The 17886-nt window shown below is 60.8% G+C and carries 20 protein-coding genes; all 20 read left to right on the plus strand.

Going from position 1 to position 17886, the window contains the following annotated elements; all coding sequences use genetic code 11:
* The first annotated feature begins 3 nt into the window (after positions 1-3).
* On the plus strand, positions 4-453 hold the full coding sequence (fliJ, locus tag ACCD00_RS13460) for a flagellar export protein FliJ (protein WP_413425152.1): 450 nt from the start codon (positions 4-6) through the stop codon (positions 451-453).
* Positions 454-652: 199 nt separating this feature from the next.
* The gene (locus ACCD00_RS13465) at positions 653-952 is read left to right on the plus strand and encodes an STAS domain-containing protein (RefSeq protein WP_085717005.1); all 300 of its coding nucleotides are present in this window, start codon (positions 653-655) and stop codon (positions 950-952) included.
* Positions 953-957: 5 nt separating this feature from the next.
* Complete coding sequence (locus ACCD00_RS13470; RefSeq protein WP_413425154.1) at positions 958-2664, plus strand: SpoIIE family protein phosphatase; 1707 nt, start codon at positions 958-960, stop codon at positions 2662-2664.
* 30 nt (positions 2665-2694) lie between these two features.
* Complete coding sequence (locus tag ACCD00_RS13475) at positions 2695-3063, plus strand: Hpt domain-containing protein (RefSeq protein WP_413425156.1); 369 nt, start codon at positions 2695-2697, stop codon at positions 3061-3063.
* 83 nt (positions 3064-3146) lie between these two features.
* The gene (locus ACCD00_RS13480) at positions 3147-4517 is read left to right on the plus strand and encodes a flagellar hook-length control protein FliK (RefSeq protein WP_413425158.1); all 1371 of its coding nucleotides are present in this window, start codon (positions 3147-3149) and stop codon (positions 4515-4517) included.
* Positions 4518-4746: 229 nt separating this feature from the next.
* Positions 4747-5250: a flagellar basal body-associated protein FliL gene (fliL, locus tag ACCD00_RS13485; protein WP_413425160.1), complete on the plus strand. Its 504-nt coding sequence runs from the start codon at positions 4747-4749 to the stop codon at positions 5248-5250.
* 9 nt (positions 5251-5259) lie between these two features.
* The gene (gene fliM, locus ACCD00_RS13490) at positions 5260-6228 is read left to right on the plus strand and encodes a flagellar motor switch protein FliM (protein ID WP_007983373.1); all 969 of its coding nucleotides are present in this window, start codon (positions 5260-5262) and stop codon (positions 6226-6228) included.
* Positions 6229-6294: 66 nt separating this feature from the next.
* Complete coding sequence (gene fliN, locus ACCD00_RS13495) at positions 6295-6741, plus strand: flagellar motor switch protein FliN (RefSeq protein WP_057398370.1); 447 nt, start codon at positions 6295-6297, stop codon at positions 6739-6741.
* Positions 6742-6771: 30 nt separating this feature from the next.
* Positions 6772-7185, plus strand: a complete 414-nt coding sequence (gene fliO, locus ACCD00_RS13500) for a flagellar biosynthetic protein FliO (RefSeq protein ID WP_413425183.1) — start codon at positions 6772-6774, stop codon at positions 7183-7185.
* On the plus strand, positions 7185-7943 hold the full coding sequence (gene fliP, locus ACCD00_RS13505; protein ID WP_413425162.1) for a flagellar type III secretion system pore protein FliP: 759 nt from the start codon (positions 7185-7187) through the stop codon (positions 7941-7943). The genes fliO and fliP overlap by 1 nt, the downstream gene beginning before the upstream one ends.
* A complete protein-coding gene (fliQ, locus tag ACCD00_RS13510; RefSeq protein ID WP_413425164.1) occupies positions 7940-8209 on the plus strand; it encodes a flagellar biosynthesis protein FliQ in 270 nt (89 codons plus the stop codon). The genes fliP and fliQ overlap by 4 nt, the downstream gene beginning before the upstream one ends.
* Before the next feature lie 3 nt (positions 8210-8212).
* Positions 8213-8995, plus strand: coding sequence for a flagellar biosynthetic protein FliR (gene fliR / locus ACCD00_RS13515; RefSeq protein WP_413425166.1), 783 nt, complete (start codon positions 8213-8215; stop codon positions 8993-8995).
* Positions 8996-8998: 3 nt separating this feature from the next.
* The gene (gene flhB, locus ACCD00_RS13520; RefSeq protein WP_413425168.1) at positions 8999-10138 is read left to right on the plus strand and encodes a flagellar biosynthesis protein FlhB; all 1140 of its coding nucleotides are present in this window, start codon (positions 8999-9001) and stop codon (positions 10136-10138) included.
* 211 nt (positions 10139-10349) lie between these two features.
* A complete protein-coding gene (gene flhA, locus ACCD00_RS13525; RefSeq protein ID WP_413425170.1) occupies positions 10350-12479 on the plus strand; it encodes a flagellar biosynthesis protein FlhA in 2130 nt (709 codons plus the stop codon).
* A gap of 11 nt (positions 12480-12490) precedes the next feature.
* The gene (flhF, locus tag ACCD00_RS13530; protein ID WP_413425172.1) at positions 12491-13819 is read left to right on the plus strand and encodes a flagellar biosynthesis protein FlhF; all 1329 of its coding nucleotides are present in this window, start codon (positions 12491-12493) and stop codon (positions 13817-13819) included.
* 116 nt (positions 13820-13935) lie between these two features.
* Positions 13936-14766, plus strand: a complete 831-nt coding sequence (gene fleN, locus ACCD00_RS13535; RefSeq protein ID WP_008001746.1) for a flagellar synthesis regulator FleN — start codon at positions 13936-13938, stop codon at positions 14764-14766.
* A complete protein-coding gene (gene fliA, locus ACCD00_RS13540) occupies positions 14763-15503 on the plus strand; it encodes an RNA polymerase sigma factor FliA (RefSeq protein ID WP_007894214.1) in 741 nt (246 codons plus the stop codon). The genes fleN and fliA overlap by 4 nt, the downstream gene beginning before the upstream one ends.
* A 167-nt stretch (positions 15504-15670) precedes the next feature.
* Positions 15671-16042: a chemotaxis response regulator CheY gene (locus tag ACCD00_RS13545; protein ID WP_003183998.1), complete on the plus strand. Its 372-nt coding sequence runs from the start codon at positions 15671-15673 to the stop codon at positions 16040-16042.
* A 21-nt stretch (positions 16043-16063) separates the two neighbouring features.
* On the plus strand, positions 16064-16852 hold the full coding sequence (locus ACCD00_RS13550) for a protein phosphatase CheZ (RefSeq protein WP_413425175.1): 789 nt from the start codon (positions 16064-16066) through the stop codon (positions 16850-16852).
* A gap of 51 nt (positions 16853-16903) precedes the next feature.
* Positions 16904-17886, plus strand: a 983-nt coding sequence (locus tag ACCD00_RS13555) for an Hpt domain-containing protein (protein WP_413425177.1), incomplete at its 3' end; no start/stop codon positions are given.

The raw sequence follows: 17886 nt of genomic DNA on the forward strand, positions 1-17886 counted from the left end.
GTCATGGCCCAGAGTCGGGCGGGCCGGCTGGCGCCGGTGGTGGAAATGGCCGAAAAGGCCGAGAAAACCGCGGTCCAGCGCCTGGGGCACTTTCAAGGGCAGGTTCGCCTGGCACAAAGCAAACTCGCCGACCTTGAAGCCTTCCGTCTCGACTATCAGGAACAATGGATCGTACGTGGCAGCGGCGGTGTCTCGGGTCAATGGTTGCTGGGTTATCAGGGCTTTCTTGCGCAACTGGGCACGGCCATCGACCAGCAGCGGCAAAGCCTGGCCTGGCATCAGAACAACCTCAACAAAGCCCGGGAAACCTGGCAGCAGGCGTTTGCCCGGGTCGAGGGCCTGCGCAAACTGGTTCAGCGCTATGCCGATGAGGCGCGGGCGCTTGAAGACCGGCGTGAGCAGAAATTGCTGGATGAATTGTCCCAGCGCCTGCCACGGCAAAATCACCCGTAGGAGCGAGCTCGCTCGCGATGAACCTGTGAGCGCACGGGGGTGTCAGGTTTACAGCGATAATATTGACGACCATCGCGAGCGAGCTCGCTCCTACAGCGATAGCGATTTGACAGTCGCCAAAACCTCCCGCCTTGCTCCAACCTCTACCAAATGCTAAACCTTGTGCAAGCGGGTTTACCAATGACAAGGAAGCCATGAAATGTCAGTCGTTACAGAAGTCTCTCCGGATGGGCAAAAACTGACGATATCGGTCAAGGGACGATTCGATTTCGCCAAGCATCAGGAGTTTCGCCAGTCCTACGAAGATAAACAGCTATCGGCGGTTGTGGTCGACCTGAAAGACGCCACTTACCTCGACAGCTCGGCCCTGGGCATGCTGCTTCTGCTGCGTGATCACGCCGGTGGCGATGATTCCGATATCCGCGTCGTCAACAGCAGTACCGACGTGCGCAAGATCCTCGCCATCTCCAATTTCGACAAGCTGTTCGACATCAGTTGATTGCCATGCAGCCACTGGAGCCGCTGACGATCCTGATTGCCGAGGACAGCGCCGCCGATCGCCTGCTGTTGTCGAGCATCCTGCGCCGCCAGGGGCACGAAGTGCTGACGGCGGCCAACGGTGCCGAAGCGGTCGAGGCGTTTCGCCAGCAGCCACCGCATCTGGTGTTGATGGATGCGCTGATGCCGGTGATGGACGGCTTCGAGGCGGCCCGGCAGATCAAGGCCCTGGCCGGGGAAACCCTGGTGCCGATCATCTTCCTCACTTCCTTGTCCGAAAGCGAAGCGCTGGCCCGTTGTCTGGAGGTTGGCGGTGACGACTTTCTGGCGAAGCCGTACAACCAGGTGATTCTCGCAGCCAAGATCAAGGCGATGGATCGCTTGCGGCGCTTGCAGGACACGGTGCTGCAACAGCGAGACCAGATCGCCGGGCACCACGACTACCTGCTCAACGAGCAGCGTGTGGCCAAGGCCGTTTTCGACAAGGTGGCGCACTCGGGCTGCCTGAATGCCGCGCCGAACATCCGTTATCTGCAATCGCCCTATGCGCTGTTCAACGGCGACCTGTTGCTGGCCGCGTTCACGCCGGCCGGAGACATGCACGTACTGCTGGGCGACTTCACCGGCCACGGTCTGCCGGCGGCAGTGGGGGCCATGCCCCTGGCCGAAGTGTTTTACGGGATGACGGCCAAGGGTTATGGCCTGGCGGAAACCCTGCGTGAGATGAATGCCAAGCTCAAGCGCATCCTGCCGGTGGACATGTTCTGCTGTGCCACGTTGCTGTGCCTGAGTTTCCAGCGCCGTTCGGTGGAAGTGTGGAACGGTGGAATGCCGGACGGTTACCTGCATTGCATTGCCAGTGGCGAGCGAACGCCGCTTCCGGCGCGGCACCTGCCTTTGGGGGTGCTGAGCCCGGAAGCCTTCGATGAATGCACCGATGTGTTTCCCATGGCGCTCGGGGATCGGGTTTTCCTGTTGTCCGATGGGGTGATCGATACCTGCGACGCCAATGACCAGTTGTTTGGCGAGCAGCGATTGCAGCAGGTGTTTGCCGCCAACCGTCAGCCAGATGCGCTGTTCGAAGAACTCGAGCAGGCGCTGCGCGATTTCGGCGGAGAGAACCGCGACGATGTCAGCATGGTCGAAATCAGCCTGGTGGAGCCGGCGCAGATCACTCCGCCAGCGTTGATCTACTCCGACAGCGGCCAGTCCTGTCCGCTGGACTGGTCGGTGAGTTTCGAATTTCGCGCCGCCACGCTCAAGCGATTCAATCCGTTGCCCTATCTGTTGCAGTTGCTGCTGGAGGTGCATGGCCTTCGGGCTCAGAGCGGTGCGCTCTACAGCGTGCTGGCGGAGCTCTACTCCAATGCGCTGGAGCATGGCGTGCTGGGGCTGGATTCGCGCCTCAAGCGCGATGCCTCGGGTTTTGCGCGATATTATCAAGAGCGCAATGCGCGCCTGGACGAGCTTCAGGAGGGCTATGTACGGCTGCATTTGCAGGTGGCGCCAACAGACGACGGCGGTTGCCTGACCATTCACATCGAAGACAGCGGCAAGGGTTTCGATGTCGAGCGGGTGATGCAAAGGCCTCTGGATGACATCCGCCTGTCGGGACGTGGGGTCAGCCTGATCCGCCAGTTGGGGCGTAATGCCCGTTGGACCGACGATGGTCGAAGTGCACGCGTGGAGTTTATCTGGGACGCTCTGGCATAATCCGCGCATTCTTGATCAAGGAGTGAGCAAGTGGCTGACATACATCTGGACCCGGACGTGCTGAAAGCGTTGCGGGAAGTCATGGAAGACGAGTTTTCGACTTTGATCGATACCTTCCTTGCGGACTCCGAAGAGCGGCTGCGGCAGTTGACCATGATTGTCGACGCTACGCAGATTATCGAGGCTGCCCATAGCTTCAAGGGCAGTAGCAGCAACATGGGGGCGACTCGCCTGGCCGAGCTGTGTCATGACCTGGAGCAAGATGCCAAAGTGCAGAGCGTTTCAGACCTGGGGGCGAAAATCGCTGAAGTCGTCCGGGAATTCGCGCTTGTCCGACCTCTGTATGAGGAGGCGCGTCAGCATTCTCTCTTGGCCATCGCGACCGTTCGGCCTCATTGATCGCGACCGAACAAAACTGGCGCAACCTTTGCATTCAACTCTCCCGACTGTACCTACGATCCCAGTGCAGCGGAGACCGTTAAATGCCCGTTACCCCCAATATTCCTATTCAGGCTGCCGTACAGGCCAAGACTCAAGCCGCCTCCGCCAATCCTCCGGCGCTGACCGCTGAGCCCGGGGACAAGGCCGCAAGCTTCGCTCATGTCTACGCCAATCAGGCACAGGGCAAGCCCAATGCGGTGGCGGATGTCTCGTCCAGGACGAGTCGTGACAAAGCCTCCGATGTCGCCGGAAAAAAAGACGCTGGCGACGACAAGTCTGCCGCCGAGGAACCGGTGGTTGCCGATGGCGGCAAATCCTTGCCTGCCGACAAGCCGCTGCAGGCTGACGACAAGACAGCCGGCGATGATGCCTCGGATGCCGCCCCGGCGCTGGTCGTCGATGCTGCGCCGGTCGATCCGGCGCTTGATCCCTCATTGCAGCAAACCGTACAGCCAGTGATGCCTGCGCCAGCGCCGGTGCCGACAACGCCTGCCGTGGCCGAAGCAGCGCAGCCAGTGGTTGAAGCACCGGTTGCTGCGGCGATCACGGCTGCAAACGCTCCGGCACCGACCGGCACCGACGGCGATTTCGATCCCGAAGCCGATCCGCTCGACGCATTGCCGGCGGTGCGTCTGGCGATGGAGCAGAGCGGTCATGTCTCGGCGTCCAGCCAGGCGCAGCCCAAGTCTGCACCGACACCGGCGCAAGCCCAGGCTGACGGTGAACTGACGCCAGCGCAAAACTTTGCCGCCGGCATGGCGACCATGCTGGATATTCAGGGCGACAAGAGCAGCACGGGTCAGGGGGACGACAAGGCTTTCAGCGGCTTGCTCGATGACGGTCTGAAGGATCTCAAGTCCGCCAGCAGCGACACCCGTGTCGACGATTTCGCCAACCGCCTGGCAGCGCTGACCCAGGCGGCCACTCCGAAGACCGCCAATGCCTTGCCGGTGAACCAGCCGATCGCCATGCATCAGAGCGGGTGGACCGAAGAAGTGGTGAACCGGGTCATGTACCTGTCCAGCGCCAATCTCAAGGCGGCGGACATCCAGTTGCAGCCCGCCGAGCTGGGACGCCTGGACATTCGGGTGAACATGGTTCCCGACCAGCAGACCCAGGTCACGTTCATGAGTGCGCATCCGGGAGTCCGCGAGGCGCTGGACGGCCAGGTCCATCGCTTGCGCGACATGTTTGCGCAGCAGGGCATGGGGCAGGTCGATGTCAATGTTTCGGACCAGTCTCGTGGTTCGCAGCAGGGACAGGAGCAGGCTCAACAGGGCCAGAGCGGGCGAACGAGCGCCAGTGGTGGTCGTCTTGAAACCATGGATGACGAAATCGCCCCGAGCATCACAGAAGTTGCCGCAACGGCTACCAGCGTGATCGGCTCCAGCGCCGTCGACTACTACGCCTGATCAAACATAAACCCTGTGGGAGCGGGCTTGCTCGCGAATACCGTTTAACATTCAACATTGATGTTGACTGTCACAACGCATTCGCGAGCAAGCCCGCTCCCACATTTGTTTGGCGGTGCTCTTCAAAAAGGCGTCTGTCCACCCATCTCCCTCCCAACCGTTCTGGCATAACACTTGCTCTTGCCTTGCCGTGCGACTGTGAAAACCCGAATAGTGACGGATTATTGGCATGGCGAAGAGCGACGCAGCAGTAAAAGACCCCGCAACCAAAGGCAAACTCAAGCTGATTATCGTGATCGCGGTGGCCCTGCTGCTGGCGATCGGTGTGTCCGTGGGGGCGACCTGGTACTTCATGCACAGCGCTCAGAGCAAGCCTGCCGCCGCCGTGGCGGAGACGGCTCCCGTCGGCAAGCAGCCAGCGATTTTCGAGTCGATGGCGCCGGCCTTCGTGGCCAACTTCAACCAGAACGGTCGCCAGCGCTACATGCAAGTGAGCATCACCATGCTCGCGCGCAACCAGGCGGATCTGGATGCGCTCAAGGTTCACATGCCGGTGATCCGCAACAACCTGGTCATGCTGTTCTCCGGGCAGGACTTTGCGACCCTGGCGTCGCCGGTCGGCCAGGAAATGCTGCGGCAGAAAGCCACCGCCAGCGTGCAGGAAGTAGCGCAGAAAGAGCTCGGAAAAGTGGTGGTCGAACAGTTGCTTTTCACTAATTTCGTACTGCAGTAGGAACACGACATGGCCGTGCAGGACCTGCTGTCCCAGGATGAGATCGACGCGCTGCTGCATGGCGTCGACGATGGTCTGGTACAGACTGAAAACGCTGCCGAACCCGGTAGCGTCAAAAGCTATGACCTGACCAGCCAGGATCGCATCGTCCGTGGACGCATGCCGACCCTGGAAATGATCAACGAGCGTTTCGCCCGCTATACCCGCATCAGCATGTTCAACATGCTGCGGCGCTCGGCAGACGTAGCGGTCGGCGGCGTGCAGGTGATGAAGTTCGGCGAATACGTGCACTCGCTGTACGTGCCGACCAGTCTCAACCTGGTCAAGATCAAACCCCTGCGTGGCACCGCGCTGTTCATCCTCGACGCCAAACTGGTGTTCAAGCTGGTGGACAACTTCTTCGGTGGTGACGGCCGGCACGCCAAGATCGAAGGGCGTGAATTCACCCCGACCGAGCTGCGCGTGGTGCGCATGGTGCTGGAGCAGGCCTTCGTCGATTTGAAGGAAGCCTGGCAGGCGATCATGGAAGTCAACTTCGAGTACATCAACTCGGAAGTGAACCCGGCCATGGCCAACATCGTCGGCCCGAGCGAAGCCATCGTGGTGTCGACCTTCCACATCGAACTCGATGGCGGCGGCGGCGACCTGCACGTGACCATGCCGTACTCGATGATCGAGCCGGTGCGCGAAATGCTCGACGCCGGCTTCCAGTCGGACCTCGACGACCAGGACGAACGCTGGGTCAATGCCCTGCGCCAGGACGTGCTGGACGTCGACGTGCCGATCGGCGCAACGGTGGCTCGTCGTCAGTTGCGCCTGCGCGACATCCTGCACATGCAGCCGGGGGATGTGATCCCGGTCGAGATGCCGGAAGAAATGATCATGCGCGCCAACGGCGTGCCGGCCTTCAAGGTCAAGATGGGCTCACACAAGGGCAACCTGGCGTTGCAAGTGATCGAGCCGATCGAGCGCCGTTGACTGGCGCTGGTACCCATTCGCGAATAACCGAATTCTGAACTTTTGCTCGCCGAGGACACTGACAATATGAACACCCAAGACGACCAGGCTCTGGCCGATGAGTGGGCTGCGGCCCTGGAAGAAACCGGTGATGCCGGGCAGGCCGACATCGACGCCTTGCTGGCCGCCGATTCCGGCAGCTCCGCCTCCAACCGCCTGCCAATGGAAGAGTTCGGCAGCGTGCCGAAAAACAACGATCCGGTGAGCCTCGAAGGCCCGAACCTGGACGTGATCCTCGATATCCCGGTGTCGATTTCCATGGAAGTGGGCAGCACCGACATCAACATCCGCAACCTGCTGCAACTGAACCAGGGTTCGGTGATCGAGCTTGATCGCCTGGCCGGCGAGCCGCTGGACGTGCTGGTCAATGGCACGCTCATCGCCCACGGCGAAGTGGTGGTGGTCAACGAGAAGTTCGGCATCCGCCTGACGGACGTGATCAGCCCAAGCGAACGCATCAAGAAGCTGCGCTGAGTGAAAAAGCTTCTGGGGGCTGTGCTGGTCATGCCGTTCAGCGTGCTGGCGGCCGAACCGGTTGCAACGGCGACCACGGCTGCTGCGCCAGCGGTGAACAGTGGTGTGGGCGGCCAACTGACGCAACTGGTGTTCGGCCTGCTGCTGGTGCTGGGGCTGATCTTCCTCCTCGCCTGGTTGCTGCGTCGGGTCCAGCAGGCCGGACCGGCCGGCAAGGGGCAGGTGATCGACATTGTCGGCTCCCGCGCACTGGGGCCTCGCGACCGGCTGATGCTGGTACAGGTCGGCAACGAGCAGATCCTGTTGGGCCTGAGCCCGGGCAGCATTACTGCGCTGCACGTTCTCAAGGAGCCGGTGCAAGTGCCGAGTAGCGAGAAGCCGACGCCGGAATTTGCCCAGCGCCTGTTGGAGATGCTGGGTAAAGATCAGAAGGATAAGAAGTAATGGGTGCGCTACGCATCGTCTTGACGCTGGCCCTGATGCTGGCCTCGCCGCTGGCATTCGCCGCCGATCCGCTGTCGATCCCGGCCATCACCCTGGGCACCAATGCGCAGGGTGCGCAGGAGTACTCGGTCAGCCTGCAAATCCTGCTGATCATGACCGCGCTGAGTTTTATCCCGGCGTTTGTCATGCTGATGACCAGTTTCACCCGGATCATCATCGTCTTCTCGATCCTGCGCCAGGCCTTGGGCCTGCAGCAGACACCGTCGAACCAGATCCTCACCGGCATGGCACTGTTCCTGACCCTGTTCATCATGGCGCCGGTGTTCGACCGGGTGAATCAGGACGCCTTGCAGCCGTATCTGGCGGAAAAGCTGACGGCCCAGGATGCCGTCGCCAAGGCGCAGGTGCCGATCAAGAATTTCATGCTCGCCCAGACCCGTACCAGTGATCTGGAGTTGTTCATGCGCCTGTCCAAGCGCACTGACATCGCGACGCCGGATCAGGCGCCGCTGACCATCCTGGTGCCGGCCTTCGTGACCTCCGAGCTCAAGACGGCATTCCAGATCGGTTTCATGATCTTCATTCCGTTCCTGATCATCGACCTGGTCGTGGCCAGTGTGCTCATGGCCATGGGTATGATGATGCTGTCGCCGCTGATCATTTCCCTGCCGTTCAAAATCATGCTGTTCGTGCTGGTGGATGGCTGGGCGTTGATCATCGGCACCCTGGCCAGCAGTTTCGGTGGTGTCTCGCCATGACCCCTGAAGTCGCCGTAGACATTTTCCGCGAAGCCCTGTGGTTGACCACCATGATGGTCGCCGTGCTGGTGATTCCGAGCCTGCTGGTGGGGCTGTTGGTGGCGATGTTCCAGGCCGCCACCCAGATCAACGAACAGACCCTGAGCTTCCTGCCGCGCCTGCTGGTGATGCTGGTGACGCTGATCGTCGGTGGTCCGTGGCTGGTGCAGACCTTCATGGACTACATCATTCAGCTGTACGGCAGCATTCCTCAGGTCATCGGCTAAACCATGTCACTGCTTGCGCTGACCGATACGCAGATCAGCACCTGGGTGGCGACGTTCATGTTGCCGCTGTTTCGCGTCGGCTCCTTGCTGATGGTCATGCCGGTGTTCGGCACGACCTTGCTGCCTCGGCGCATCCGCCTGTATTTCGCATTGGCCATTACCGTGGTCATCGCGCCGGGCCTGCCACCGATGCCTCCGGTCAATCCCCTGGACCTTAGCGGGTTGTTGCTGATCGCCGAGCAGATCCTCATCGGCGCGGTGATGGGCTTTTCCTTGCAGTTGTTCTTCCAGGCCTTTGTGGTGGCCGGGCAGATCGTCGCCATTCAAATGGGCATGGGCTTCGCCTCGATGATCGACCCGGCCAACGGCGTATCGACGGCGGTGATCGGGCAGTTTTTCACCATGCTGGTGACGCTGTTGTTCCTGTCCATGAACGGTCATCTGGTGGTGTTCGAGATCCTCACCGAGAGCTTTACCACGTTGCCGGTGGGTGGTGGCCTGATGGTCAACCACTACTGGGAACTGGCCGGCAAGCTCGGCTGGGTGCTCGGTTCTGCGTTGTTGCTGGTACTACCGGCGATTACCGCGCTGCTGGTGGTCAACATCGCGTTTGGCGTCATGACCCGGGCGGCACCGCAACTGAACATTTTCTCTGTCGGCTTCCCGCTGATCCTGGTGCTTGGGCTGTTTATCGTCTGGGTCGGGCTGGCGGACATTCTCAATCAGTATCAGCCGCTGGCCTCCGAGGCCTTGCAGTTGTTGCGCGATATGGCACGGGCGCGCTGAGTCATGGCTGAGAGCGAAAGCGGTCAGGACAAAACGGAAGACCCCACGGAGAAGCGCAAGCAGGACTCCCGTGAAAAGGGCGAGGTCGCGCGGTCCAAGGAGCTCAACACCCTGGCGATCATGCTGGTCGGTGCCTCGGCGCTGCTGATTTTTGGCGGCGCGATGGCGCAGGACATGATGGAGCTGATGCGCATCAACTTCTCGCTGCCGCGGGAAGTGATCCTGGACCAGCGTTACATGGCCACCTACCTGATGCGCTCGGGGCAAATTGCCCTTTGGTCGATCCAGCCAGTGATGATCACGCTGGTGCTGGCCGCCATCATCGGGCCGATTTCCCTGGGGGGCTGGCTGTTCGCGGCGAGCTCCATGGCGCCCAAATTCAGCCGCTTGAACCCCGGCCCCGGGCTCAAGCGCATGTTCTCGACCAAGTCGCTGGTCGAACTGCTCAAGGCCCTGGCCAAGTTCATCATCATTCTGTTCGTGGCGCTGGCGGTGTTGTCGTCGGACATCGATGACCTGCTGCGGATCGCCCATGAACCCTTGGACATGGCCATCATTCACAGCCTGCAAGTCGTGGGCTGGAGCACCTTGTGGATGGCGTGCGGGCTGATCCTCATCGCTGTGGTGGACGTGCCGGTGCAGCTCTGGGAAAGCCACAAGAAACTGCTGATGACCAAGCAGGAAGTGCGTGACGAGCACAAGGATCAAGAGGGGCGGCCGGAGGTCAAGCAGCGAATTCGACAGCTGCAGCGCGAGATGTCCCAGCGGCGGATGATGGCCGCCATTCCCGAGGCCGACGTGGTCATCACCAACCCGACGCACTACGCCGTGGCGCTCAAGTACGACCCGGAAAAGGGTAGTGCGCCGGTATTGCTGGCCAAGGGGACCGACTTCCTGGCCCTGAAAATTCGTGAAATCGCGGCGGCCAACGAGATCCTGTTGCTGGAATCCCCGGCGCTGGCGCGCTCGATCTACTACTCCACCGAGCTTGAGCAGGAAATCCCCGGCGGGCTCTATCTGGCGGTTGCGCAGGTACTGGCTTACGTCTATCAGATTCGCCAATACAGGGCGGGTAAAGGCAAGCGGCCGGATCCGCTCAAGGATGATCTGCCGATTCCGCCGGATTTGCGCCGCGATTCCTGAGTTTCGCGCTGTCGCTGACGGCCCCATCGCCGGGTTCGACGAGGTCCTGTGGGAGCGGGCTTGCTCGCGAAGAGGCCTGCCCAGGCAACACATATCCCCCTGAAAAATCGCTCTATTTCTCCCTTTGCAAAAGTTGGAAAGCTTCTTGCAGTAGCCGCTCTGCGCCCGCTTCAGGCGTCAAAAGTTTGCTTTAAAGGAACGGGGAAAACCGGTGGATCGCTCTCAGTTAATCAACAGTGCCCGCAGCAACATTGCCGACCTCAGTCGAGGCAATCTGGGCGTGCCGCTGTTGCTGCTGGTCATGCTGGCGATGATGATGCTGCCGGTGCCGCCGTTCCTGCTGGACGTGTTCTTCACCTTCAACATTGCGCTGTCCATCGTCGTGCTGCTGGTGTGCGTCTACGCCTTGCGCCCGCTGGACTTTGCGGTGTTCCCGACCATTCTGCTGGTGGCGACGCTGTTGCGCCTGGCGTTGAACGTGGCCTCCACGCGGGTGGTGATGCTCCACGGCCAGGACGGTCATGCGGCGGCCGGCAAGGTGATCCAGGCGTTCGGCGAGGTGGTGATCGGCGGTAACTACGTGGTCGGTATCGTGGTCTTCGCGATTTTGATGATCATCAACTTCGTCGTGGTGACCAAGGGTGCGGGGCGGATTTCCGAGGTAAGCGCGCGTTTCACCCTCGATGCGATGCCCGGCAAGCAGATGGCGATCGACGCCGACCTCAATGCCGGCCTGATCGATCAGGCCCAAGCCAAGGCCCGCCGCTCGGAAGTGGCCCAGGAAGCCGAGTTCTACGGCTCCATGGACGGTGCCAGCAAATTCGTCCGGGGTGACGCCATTGCCGGCCTGTTGATCCTGTTCATCAACCTGATCGGTGGTATGGCGGTCGGTATCTTCCAGCACAACATGAACTTCGCCGACGCCGGCAAGGTGTATGCGTTGTTGACCATCGGTGACGGTTTGGTGGCGCAATTGCCATCACTGTTGTTATCGACAGCGGCAGCGATCATGGTGACCCGTGCTTCCGGCTCGGAAGACATGGGCAAGCAAATCAATCGCCAGATGTTCGCCTCGCCCAAGGCGCTGGCGGTGGCGGCGGGCCTGATGGCGGTCATGGGCCTGGTGCCCGGCATGCCGCACTTCTCGTTCCTGAGCATGGCGGCCCTGGCGGCTGGCGGCGCTTACCTGTTCTGGAAAAAGCAGAACGTCGCCAAGGTGCAGGCCCTGCAAGAGGTCAAGCGCCAGCAGGAGCTGCTGCCGTCGCCGGCCCGCGCCCAGGAAACCAAGGAGCTTGGCTGGGATGATGTGACGCCCATCGACATGATCGGCCTGGAAGTGGGTTATCGCCTGATTCCACTGGTGGACCGCAACCAGGGTGGCCAGTTGCTTGCGCGGATCAAGGGGGTGCGCAAGAAGCTGTCCCAGGATCTCGGCTTCCTGATGCCGACCGTGCATATCCGCGACAACCTCGACCTGGCGCCAAGCGCCTATCGCCTGACCCTCATGGGGGTGATCCTGGCCGAGGCGGAGATTTACCCGGATCGCGAGCTGGCGATCAACCCGGGGCAGGTCTACGGCACGCTCAATGGCATTACCGCCAAAGATCCGGCTTTCGGCCTGGAGGCGGTCTGGATCGAAATCAGCCAACGCGCCCAGGCGCAATCCCTCGGTTACACGGTGGTCGATGCCAGTACAGTAGTGGCTACCCACTTGAACCAGATACTCTACAAGCATTCCAGTGAGCTGATCGGTCACGAAGAAGTGCAGCAGCTCATGCAATTGCTGGGCAAAAGCTCGCCGAAACTGGCCGAGGAGCTGGTGCCGGGCGTGGTTTCGCTGTCGCAGTTGCTCAAGGTGCTGCAAGCGCTGCTGGCCGAACAAGTGCCTGTTCGCGATATCCGCAGCATTGCCGAGGCCATCGCCAACAATGCCGCCAAGAGTCAAGATACCGCCGCGCTGGTGGCTGCCGTGCGTGTTGGCGTATCCCGCGCAATCGTCCAAAGCATTGTAGGCACTGAGTCGCAGCTGCCAGTCATCACGCTGGAGCCAAGGTTGGAACAGATATTGCTCAATAGTCTGCAGAAGGCAGGACAAGGCTCGGAAGAAGGCGTTCTGCTGGAGCCAAGCATGGCGGAGAAGTTGCAACGCTCGTTGATCGACGCGGCGCAGCGTCAGGAGATGCAAGGTCAGCCGGTAATTCTGCTGGTGGCCGGTCCGGTTCGCGCGATGCTCTCGCGATTTGGCCGACTCGCAGTCCCGGGTTTGCATGTGTTGGCTTACCAGGAAATTCCTGACAACAAGCAAGTGACCATCGTTGCGACAGTAGGGCCCAACGGCTGAGGTAGTGGTTTATGCAAGTTAAGCGTTTTTTCGCCGCCGATATGCGTCAGGCCATGAAGCTGGTTCGCGATGAGCTGGGCGCTGATGCCGCCATTATTGGCAACCGCCGGATCGCCGGGGGTGTCGAGCTGACGGCTGCGCTGGATTACAAGTTGTCGGCGCTGGCGCCGCGGGTTCCGAACATGGAGCTCGAAGACGAGCTGCGCAAGACTCAGTCGCGGATCGTCACCGCCCAGGCCGAATTGAGCCTGCGTGGCGATGGCGAGAGCGACAATGCTACCAACCGCCAGTTGTTCGCCGGCTTGCCGTTGACCGCCGCCGAGCCGCTGATCGAGCCGACGTACGCCGAGCCCCGTCGCCCTGCACCGGCCGCTGCGCCAGCGTCCGGTGGCGTAGACCCGCGCGCGTTCGACTCGATGCGTTTCGAGCTCAACAGCCTGCGCGAACTCATGGAGGTACAGCTTGGCTCGCTGGCCTGGAATCAGCTGCAAGGCAGTCGTCCGGACCAGGCCAACCTCTGGCGTCGCCTGCAACGCATTGGCCTGTCTGGCCCGCTGTCGCGCGACCTGCTGGCAATGATCACGGAAATCGAAGAACCTCGTCAGGCGTGGCGCATGTTGCTGGCGCACCTGGCGCGCATGATCGTTACCCCGGAAGTCGAGCCGCTGGAAGAGGGCGGAGTGATCGCCATGGTCGGCCCTGCCGGCATGGGCAAGACCACCACCCTGGCCAAGCTGGCTGCCCGTTACGTGCTCAAGTACGGCGCGCAGAACATTGCGCTGGTGAGCATGGACAGCTTCCGCATCGGTGCCCAGGAGCAGCTCAAGACCCTGGGGCGCATTCTCAACGTGTCGGTGACCCACGTCGACCCGGGCCAGTCGCTGGTGCAGGCGCTGGAACCCTTGCTGCGCAAGCGCGTAGTGCTGATCGATACCGCGGGCCTGCAGGCCAGCGACCCGGCCCTGCGCATGCAGCTCGAAAGCCTGGCCGGTCGCGGCATCCGTTCAAAAAATTATCTGGTTCTGGCAACCACCAGCCAGAAACAGGTTCTAACGGCCGCTTACCACAGTTACAAGCGTTGCGGGCTAGCTGGCTGCATCCTGACTAAACTGGATGAGACGGCAAGCCTGGGCGAGGTGTTGAGCCTGGCCATCAGTCATGAGTTACCCGTGGCCTACCTGACCGATGGCCCGCGGATCCCGGATGATTTGCATCTGCCGCGCCGTCATCAGTTGGTCAGTCGCGCCGTCAGCGTGCAAATGCAGGAAGAACCCAGCGAAGAAGCCATGGCTGACATGTTCGCTGATATTTACCACAGCCAAACCAAGCAGGTTGGCTAAGGTAGTAATGAACAGTTTTTGTACCTACATCGATGGTCTGCCATGCATTGTTCCGATTGCGAACGCGCAGCCAGTAATGTGGCCTCCGTCTATGCAAGACAAGGTAAAGAAATAACATGGGCAGCATGCATCCCGTACAGGTGATTGCGGTGACCGGCGGCAAAGGTGGCGTCGGGAAAACTAATGTGTCAGTGAACTTGTCCCTGGCTCTGGCTGAGCTTGGCCGGCGCGTCATGCTGTTGGACGCCGACCTGGGACTGGCGAACGTCGACGTTCTGCTGGGCCTGACACCCAAACGTACCCTGGCCGACGTGATCGAGGGCCGCTGCGAACTGCGCGACGTACTGCTGCAGGGACCAGGCGGCATCCGTATCGTTCCGGCCGCATCCGGCACTCAGAGCATGGTGCATCTGAGTCCTGCGCAACACGCCGGCCTGATCCAGGCCTTCAGTGATATCGGCGACAACCTTGACGTATTGGTGATCGACACCGCTGCGGGCATAGGTGACTCGGTAGTCAGTTTCGTTCGCGCAGCCCAGGAAGTGCTGCTGGTGGTGTGTGACGAGCCGACCTCGATTACCGATGCCTACGCCTTGATCAAGTTGCTCAATCGCGACTACGGCATGAACCGCTTCCGCGTCCTTGCCAACATGGCCCAGAGCCCGCAGGAAGGGCGCAACCTGTTCGCCAAGTTGACCAAGGTCACGGATCGCTTCCTCGACGTCGCCCTGCAATACGTCGGCGCTGTGCCCTACGACGAAAGCGTGCGCAAGGCTGTGCAGAAACAGCGCGCCGTCTACGAGGCTTTCCCGCGTTCCAAGTGCTCGCTGGCGTTCAAGGCCATCGCGCAGAAAGTCGATACCTGGCCGCTGCCTGCCAACCCGCGCGGGCACCTGGAGTTTTTCGTCGAGCGCCTCGTGCAGCAAACAGCAGGACCCGTGTTATGACAGCAAGCGGTTACAACCTCTACAAGAAATCGGCGCGTGATGCGCAGTACGAGCTGATCGAGCGTTACGCGCCGCTGGTTAAACGCATTGCTTACCACCTGCTGGCGCGCTTGCCGGCCAGTGTCCAGGTCGAAGACCTGATCCAGGCCGGGATGATCGGCCTGCTTGAAGTGTCGACCAAATACGACGCCAGCAAAGGCGCCAGTTTCGAGACGTACGCGGGCATTCGAATCCGCGGCGCCATGCTCGATGAAGTGCGCAAGGGGGACTGGGCGCCACGTTCGGTTCACCGCAATACGCGCATGGTCAGCGACGCGATTCGCTCGATTGAAGCGAAAACCGGCCGTGACGCTAAAGATCACGAGGTTGCGGCCGAACTCCAATTGAGTCTCGACGATTACTACGGAATTTTGAACGACACCCTGGGCAGCCGGTTATTCAGTTTCGACGATCTGTTGCAGGACGGCGAACACGAAGGGCTGCACGAGGATGGCGCGAGTGCTCATCTCGAGCCGTCACGCGATCTGGAAGATGAACGCTTCCAGGCTGCGCTGGCGGATGCGATTGCCAATTTGCCGGAGCGTGAGCGACTGGTGTTGGCGCTGTACTACGACGAAGAGTTGAACCTCAAGGAAATCGGTGAGGTCCTGGGGGTCAGCGAATCGCGGGTCAGCCAGTTACACAGCCAGTGCGCGGCCCGTTTGCGGGGGCGTTTGGGGGAGTGGCGAGCGCGCTGAAGGCAGTGTGGGGACACTGCGAACGAGGCTGGTGTGGTGTTGAACTGCGCCAGTCGCGATCTGTTGTGCTCCAGACAGTCATTGAGTGCTTTGCCGGATTGATTGAAATGGCGCGTCCAGGTGCTGGGCGCGTTTAAGACTGCTTGGAGGTCGAATTGGACAAGAACATGAAAATCCTCATCGTTGATGACTTCTCAACGATGCGGCGGATCATCAAGAACCTGCTGCGTGACCTTGGGTTCACCAACACCGTCGAGGCCGACGATGGCACTACCGCCATTCCGGTGCTCAACAGCGGAAGCATCGACTTTCTGGTAACGGACTGGAACATGCCTGGCATGACCGGTATCGATCTGCTGCGCCACGTGCGTGCCGATGAAAAGCTCAAGCATCTGCCGGTGCTGATGGTGACCGCTGAAGCCAAGCGCGAGCAGATCATCGAAGCGGCCCAGGCCGGCGTTAACGGCTATGTGGTCAAACCCTTCACGGCCCAGGCGTTGAAAGAAAAAATCGAGAAGATTTTCGAACGCATCGGTTGATGAGTGCGCCACGGGGGAGCTATGGACAATAACGAAACCTCATTGGGCGATTTCGAATCGACCCTGAAAAAACACGCCGTCGAATTGGTCGCAAGCCTTGAAAAGGGCAAGTTCGGCGACGCGGTGCAATTGATCCATGAGCTCAACCAGACCCGTGACCGCGGCCTGTATCGGGAAGTGGGCAAGCTCACTCGCGAACTGCATAGCGCGATCGTCAATTTCCAGATTGACCCGCACATGCCGCAAGCCGAAGAAGTGTCGCAGATTACCGATGCCACCGAGCGTCTGGGGTATGTGGTCAAGCTGACCGAAGCCGCGGCCAACCGCACCATGGATCTGGTGGAAAGTGCCACGCCACTGGTCAATGGCCTGGCGGATGAAGCCCAGGCCTTGAGCACGGACTGGGGGCGTTTCATGCGTCGCGAAGTCGGGGCGCAGGAGTTTCGTGAACTGGCCCGGCGGGTCGACGGGTTCCTGGCGCGCAGCGGCACGGACAATCGCGCGGTGTCGGGCAACCTGAACGACATCCTGCTCGCCCAGGATTACCAGGACCTCACAGGGCAAGTGATCAAGCGCGTGACCCAGTTGGTCACCGAAGTTGAAAGCAACCTGCTCAAGCTCGTGCTCATGGCCAGTCAGGTGGACCGCTTTGCGGGCATCGAACATGACCGTGAAGCGATGCTTGCTGAAAAAGATCCACAAAAACATCTCTCTCAGGGTGAAGGTCCGCAGATTCATGCCGATAAAAGAGAAGACGTTGTGTCCGGTCAGGACGATGTGGACGATTTGTTATCCAGCCTGGGGTTTTAGAATTTTAGGCATTTTAGGTTTTTAGACCTGTCTGTTAGGAGCACACCCTTAATGAGCTTCGGCGCCGATGAAGAGATCCTTCAGGATTTCCTGGTTGAGGCCGGCGAGATTCTAGAGCAACTGTCCGAGCAACTGGTCGAGCTGGAAAGCCGTCCGGATGATGCGGATTTGCTCAATGCAATTTTTCGCGGTTTTCACACTGTAAAAGGGGGCGCCGGCTTCCTCCAGCTCAACGAGCTGGTGGAGTGCTGCCACATCGCCGAGAACGTGTTCGACATCCTGCGCAAGGGTGAACGTCGCGTTGATGCGGAACTGATGGACGTGGTTCTCGAAGCGCTGGACGCGGTGAACAGCATGTTCAGCGAAGTCCGCGAGCGCGGCCCGATCACGGCCGCGACACCTGAACTGCTCGCGGCGCTGGCCCGTCTGGCCGAGCCGCAATCGGCTGACGAGGCAGTAACTGCGCCCGTCGCCGCCGTGGTCGAAGCGCCAGTGGCTGAAGCTGATTCCGGCGATATCACCGACAATGAATTCGAACAACTGCTGGACTCGCTGAATGCCGTCAAGGCTCAGGCCGAGGCGCCGGCAGCTGTTTCTGCGCCGGTCGGCGATGCCGCGGCCAGCGACGAAATCACCGACGCCGAGTTCGAGTCGTTGCTCGATCAACTGCACGGCAAGGGCCAGTTCGCCGTCGATGCGGTGGTCCCGGCGCCCGTCGCGCCAGAGGCCCCGAAAGCGGCCGGCGACAGCTCCGACATTACCGACGATGAATTCGAGGCCTTGCTCGATCAGTTGCATGGCAAGGGTAACTTTGCCGTCGAGGCACTGGAGTCGGCCATCGCTTCGGTGCCTGCAGCCGCAGTGCCAAGCGCGGCGGCGGCCGGTAGCGACCTGATCACCGATCACGAATTCGAATCGCTGCTCGACGAACTGCATGGCAAAGGCAAGTTCAGCGAAGTCGGCAGCGCGGCGACGGCCAACGGTTCGAACGCTTCCGTTGCGGCACCGGTTGCCAAGGCGGCGGCGCCGAAACC

The organism is Pseudomonas sp. Pseusp3 (genome assembly GCF_047304225.1).
Taxonomy (GTDB): domain Bacteria; phylum Pseudomonadota; class Gammaproteobacteria; order Pseudomonadales; family Pseudomonadaceae; genus Aquipseudomonas; species Aquipseudomonas fluorescens_CD.

Excerpts from the sequence above, each read along its gene's own strand:
- fliJ (WP_413425152.1), top strand. The coding sequence starts at position 4 with ATGGCCCAGAGTCGGGCGGGCCGGCTGGCGCCGGTGGTGGAAATGGCC.
- ACCD00_RS13465 (WP_085717005.1), top strand. The coding sequence starts at position 653 with ATGTCAGTCGTTACAGAAGTCTCTCCGGATGGGCAAAAACTGACGATA.
- ACCD00_RS13470 (WP_413425154.1), top strand. The coding sequence starts at position 958 with ATGCAGCCACTGGAGCCGCTGACGATCCTGATTGCCGAGGACAGCGCC.
- ACCD00_RS13480 (WP_413425158.1), top strand. The coding sequence starts at position 3,147 with ATGCCCGTTACCCCCAATATTCCTATTCAGGCTGCCGTACAGGCCAAG.
- fliL (WP_413425160.1), top strand. The coding sequence starts at position 4,747 with ATGGCGAAGAGCGACGCAGCAGTAAAAGACCCCGCAACCAAAGGCAAA.
- fliM (WP_007983373.1), top strand. The coding sequence starts at position 5,260 with ATGGCCGTGCAGGACCTGCTGTCCCAGGATGAGATCGACGCGCTGCTG.
- fliN (WP_057398370.1), top strand. The coding sequence starts at position 6,295 with ATGAACACCCAAGACGACCAGGCTCTGGCCGATGAGTGGGCTGCGGCC.
- fliO (WP_413425183.1), top strand. The coding sequence starts at position 6,772 with ATGCCGTTCAGCGTGCTGGCGGCCGAACCGGTTGCAACGGCGACCACG.
- fliP (WP_413425162.1), top strand. The coding sequence starts at position 7,185 with ATGGGTGCGCTACGCATCGTCTTGACGCTGGCCCTGATGCTGGCCTCG.
- fliQ (WP_413425164.1), top strand. The coding sequence starts at position 7,940 with ATGACCCCTGAAGTCGCCGTAGACATTTTCCGCGAAGCCCTGTGGTTG.
- fliR (WP_413425166.1), top strand. The coding sequence starts at position 8,213 with ATGTCACTGCTTGCGCTGACCGATACGCAGATCAGCACCTGGGTGGCG.
- flhB (WP_413425168.1), top strand. The coding sequence starts at position 8,999 with ATGGCTGAGAGCGAAAGCGGTCAGGACAAAACGGAAGACCCCACGGAG.
- flhF (WP_413425172.1), top strand. The coding sequence starts at position 12,491 with ATGCAAGTTAAGCGTTTTTTCGCCGCCGATATGCGTCAGGCCATGAAG.
- fleN (WP_008001746.1), top strand. The coding sequence starts at position 13,936 with ATGGGCAGCATGCATCCCGTACAGGTGATTGCGGTGACCGGCGGCAAA.
- fliA (WP_007894214.1), top strand. The coding sequence starts at position 14,763 with ATGACAGCAAGCGGTTACAACCTCTACAAGAAATCGGCGCGTGATGCG.
- ACCD00_RS13545 (WP_003183998.1), top strand. The coding sequence starts at position 15,671 with ATGAAAATCCTCATCGTTGATGACTTCTCAACGATGCGGCGGATCATC.
- ACCD00_RS13550 (WP_413425175.1), top strand. The coding sequence starts at position 16,064 with ATGGACAATAACGAAACCTCATTGGGCGATTTCGAATCGACCCTGAAA.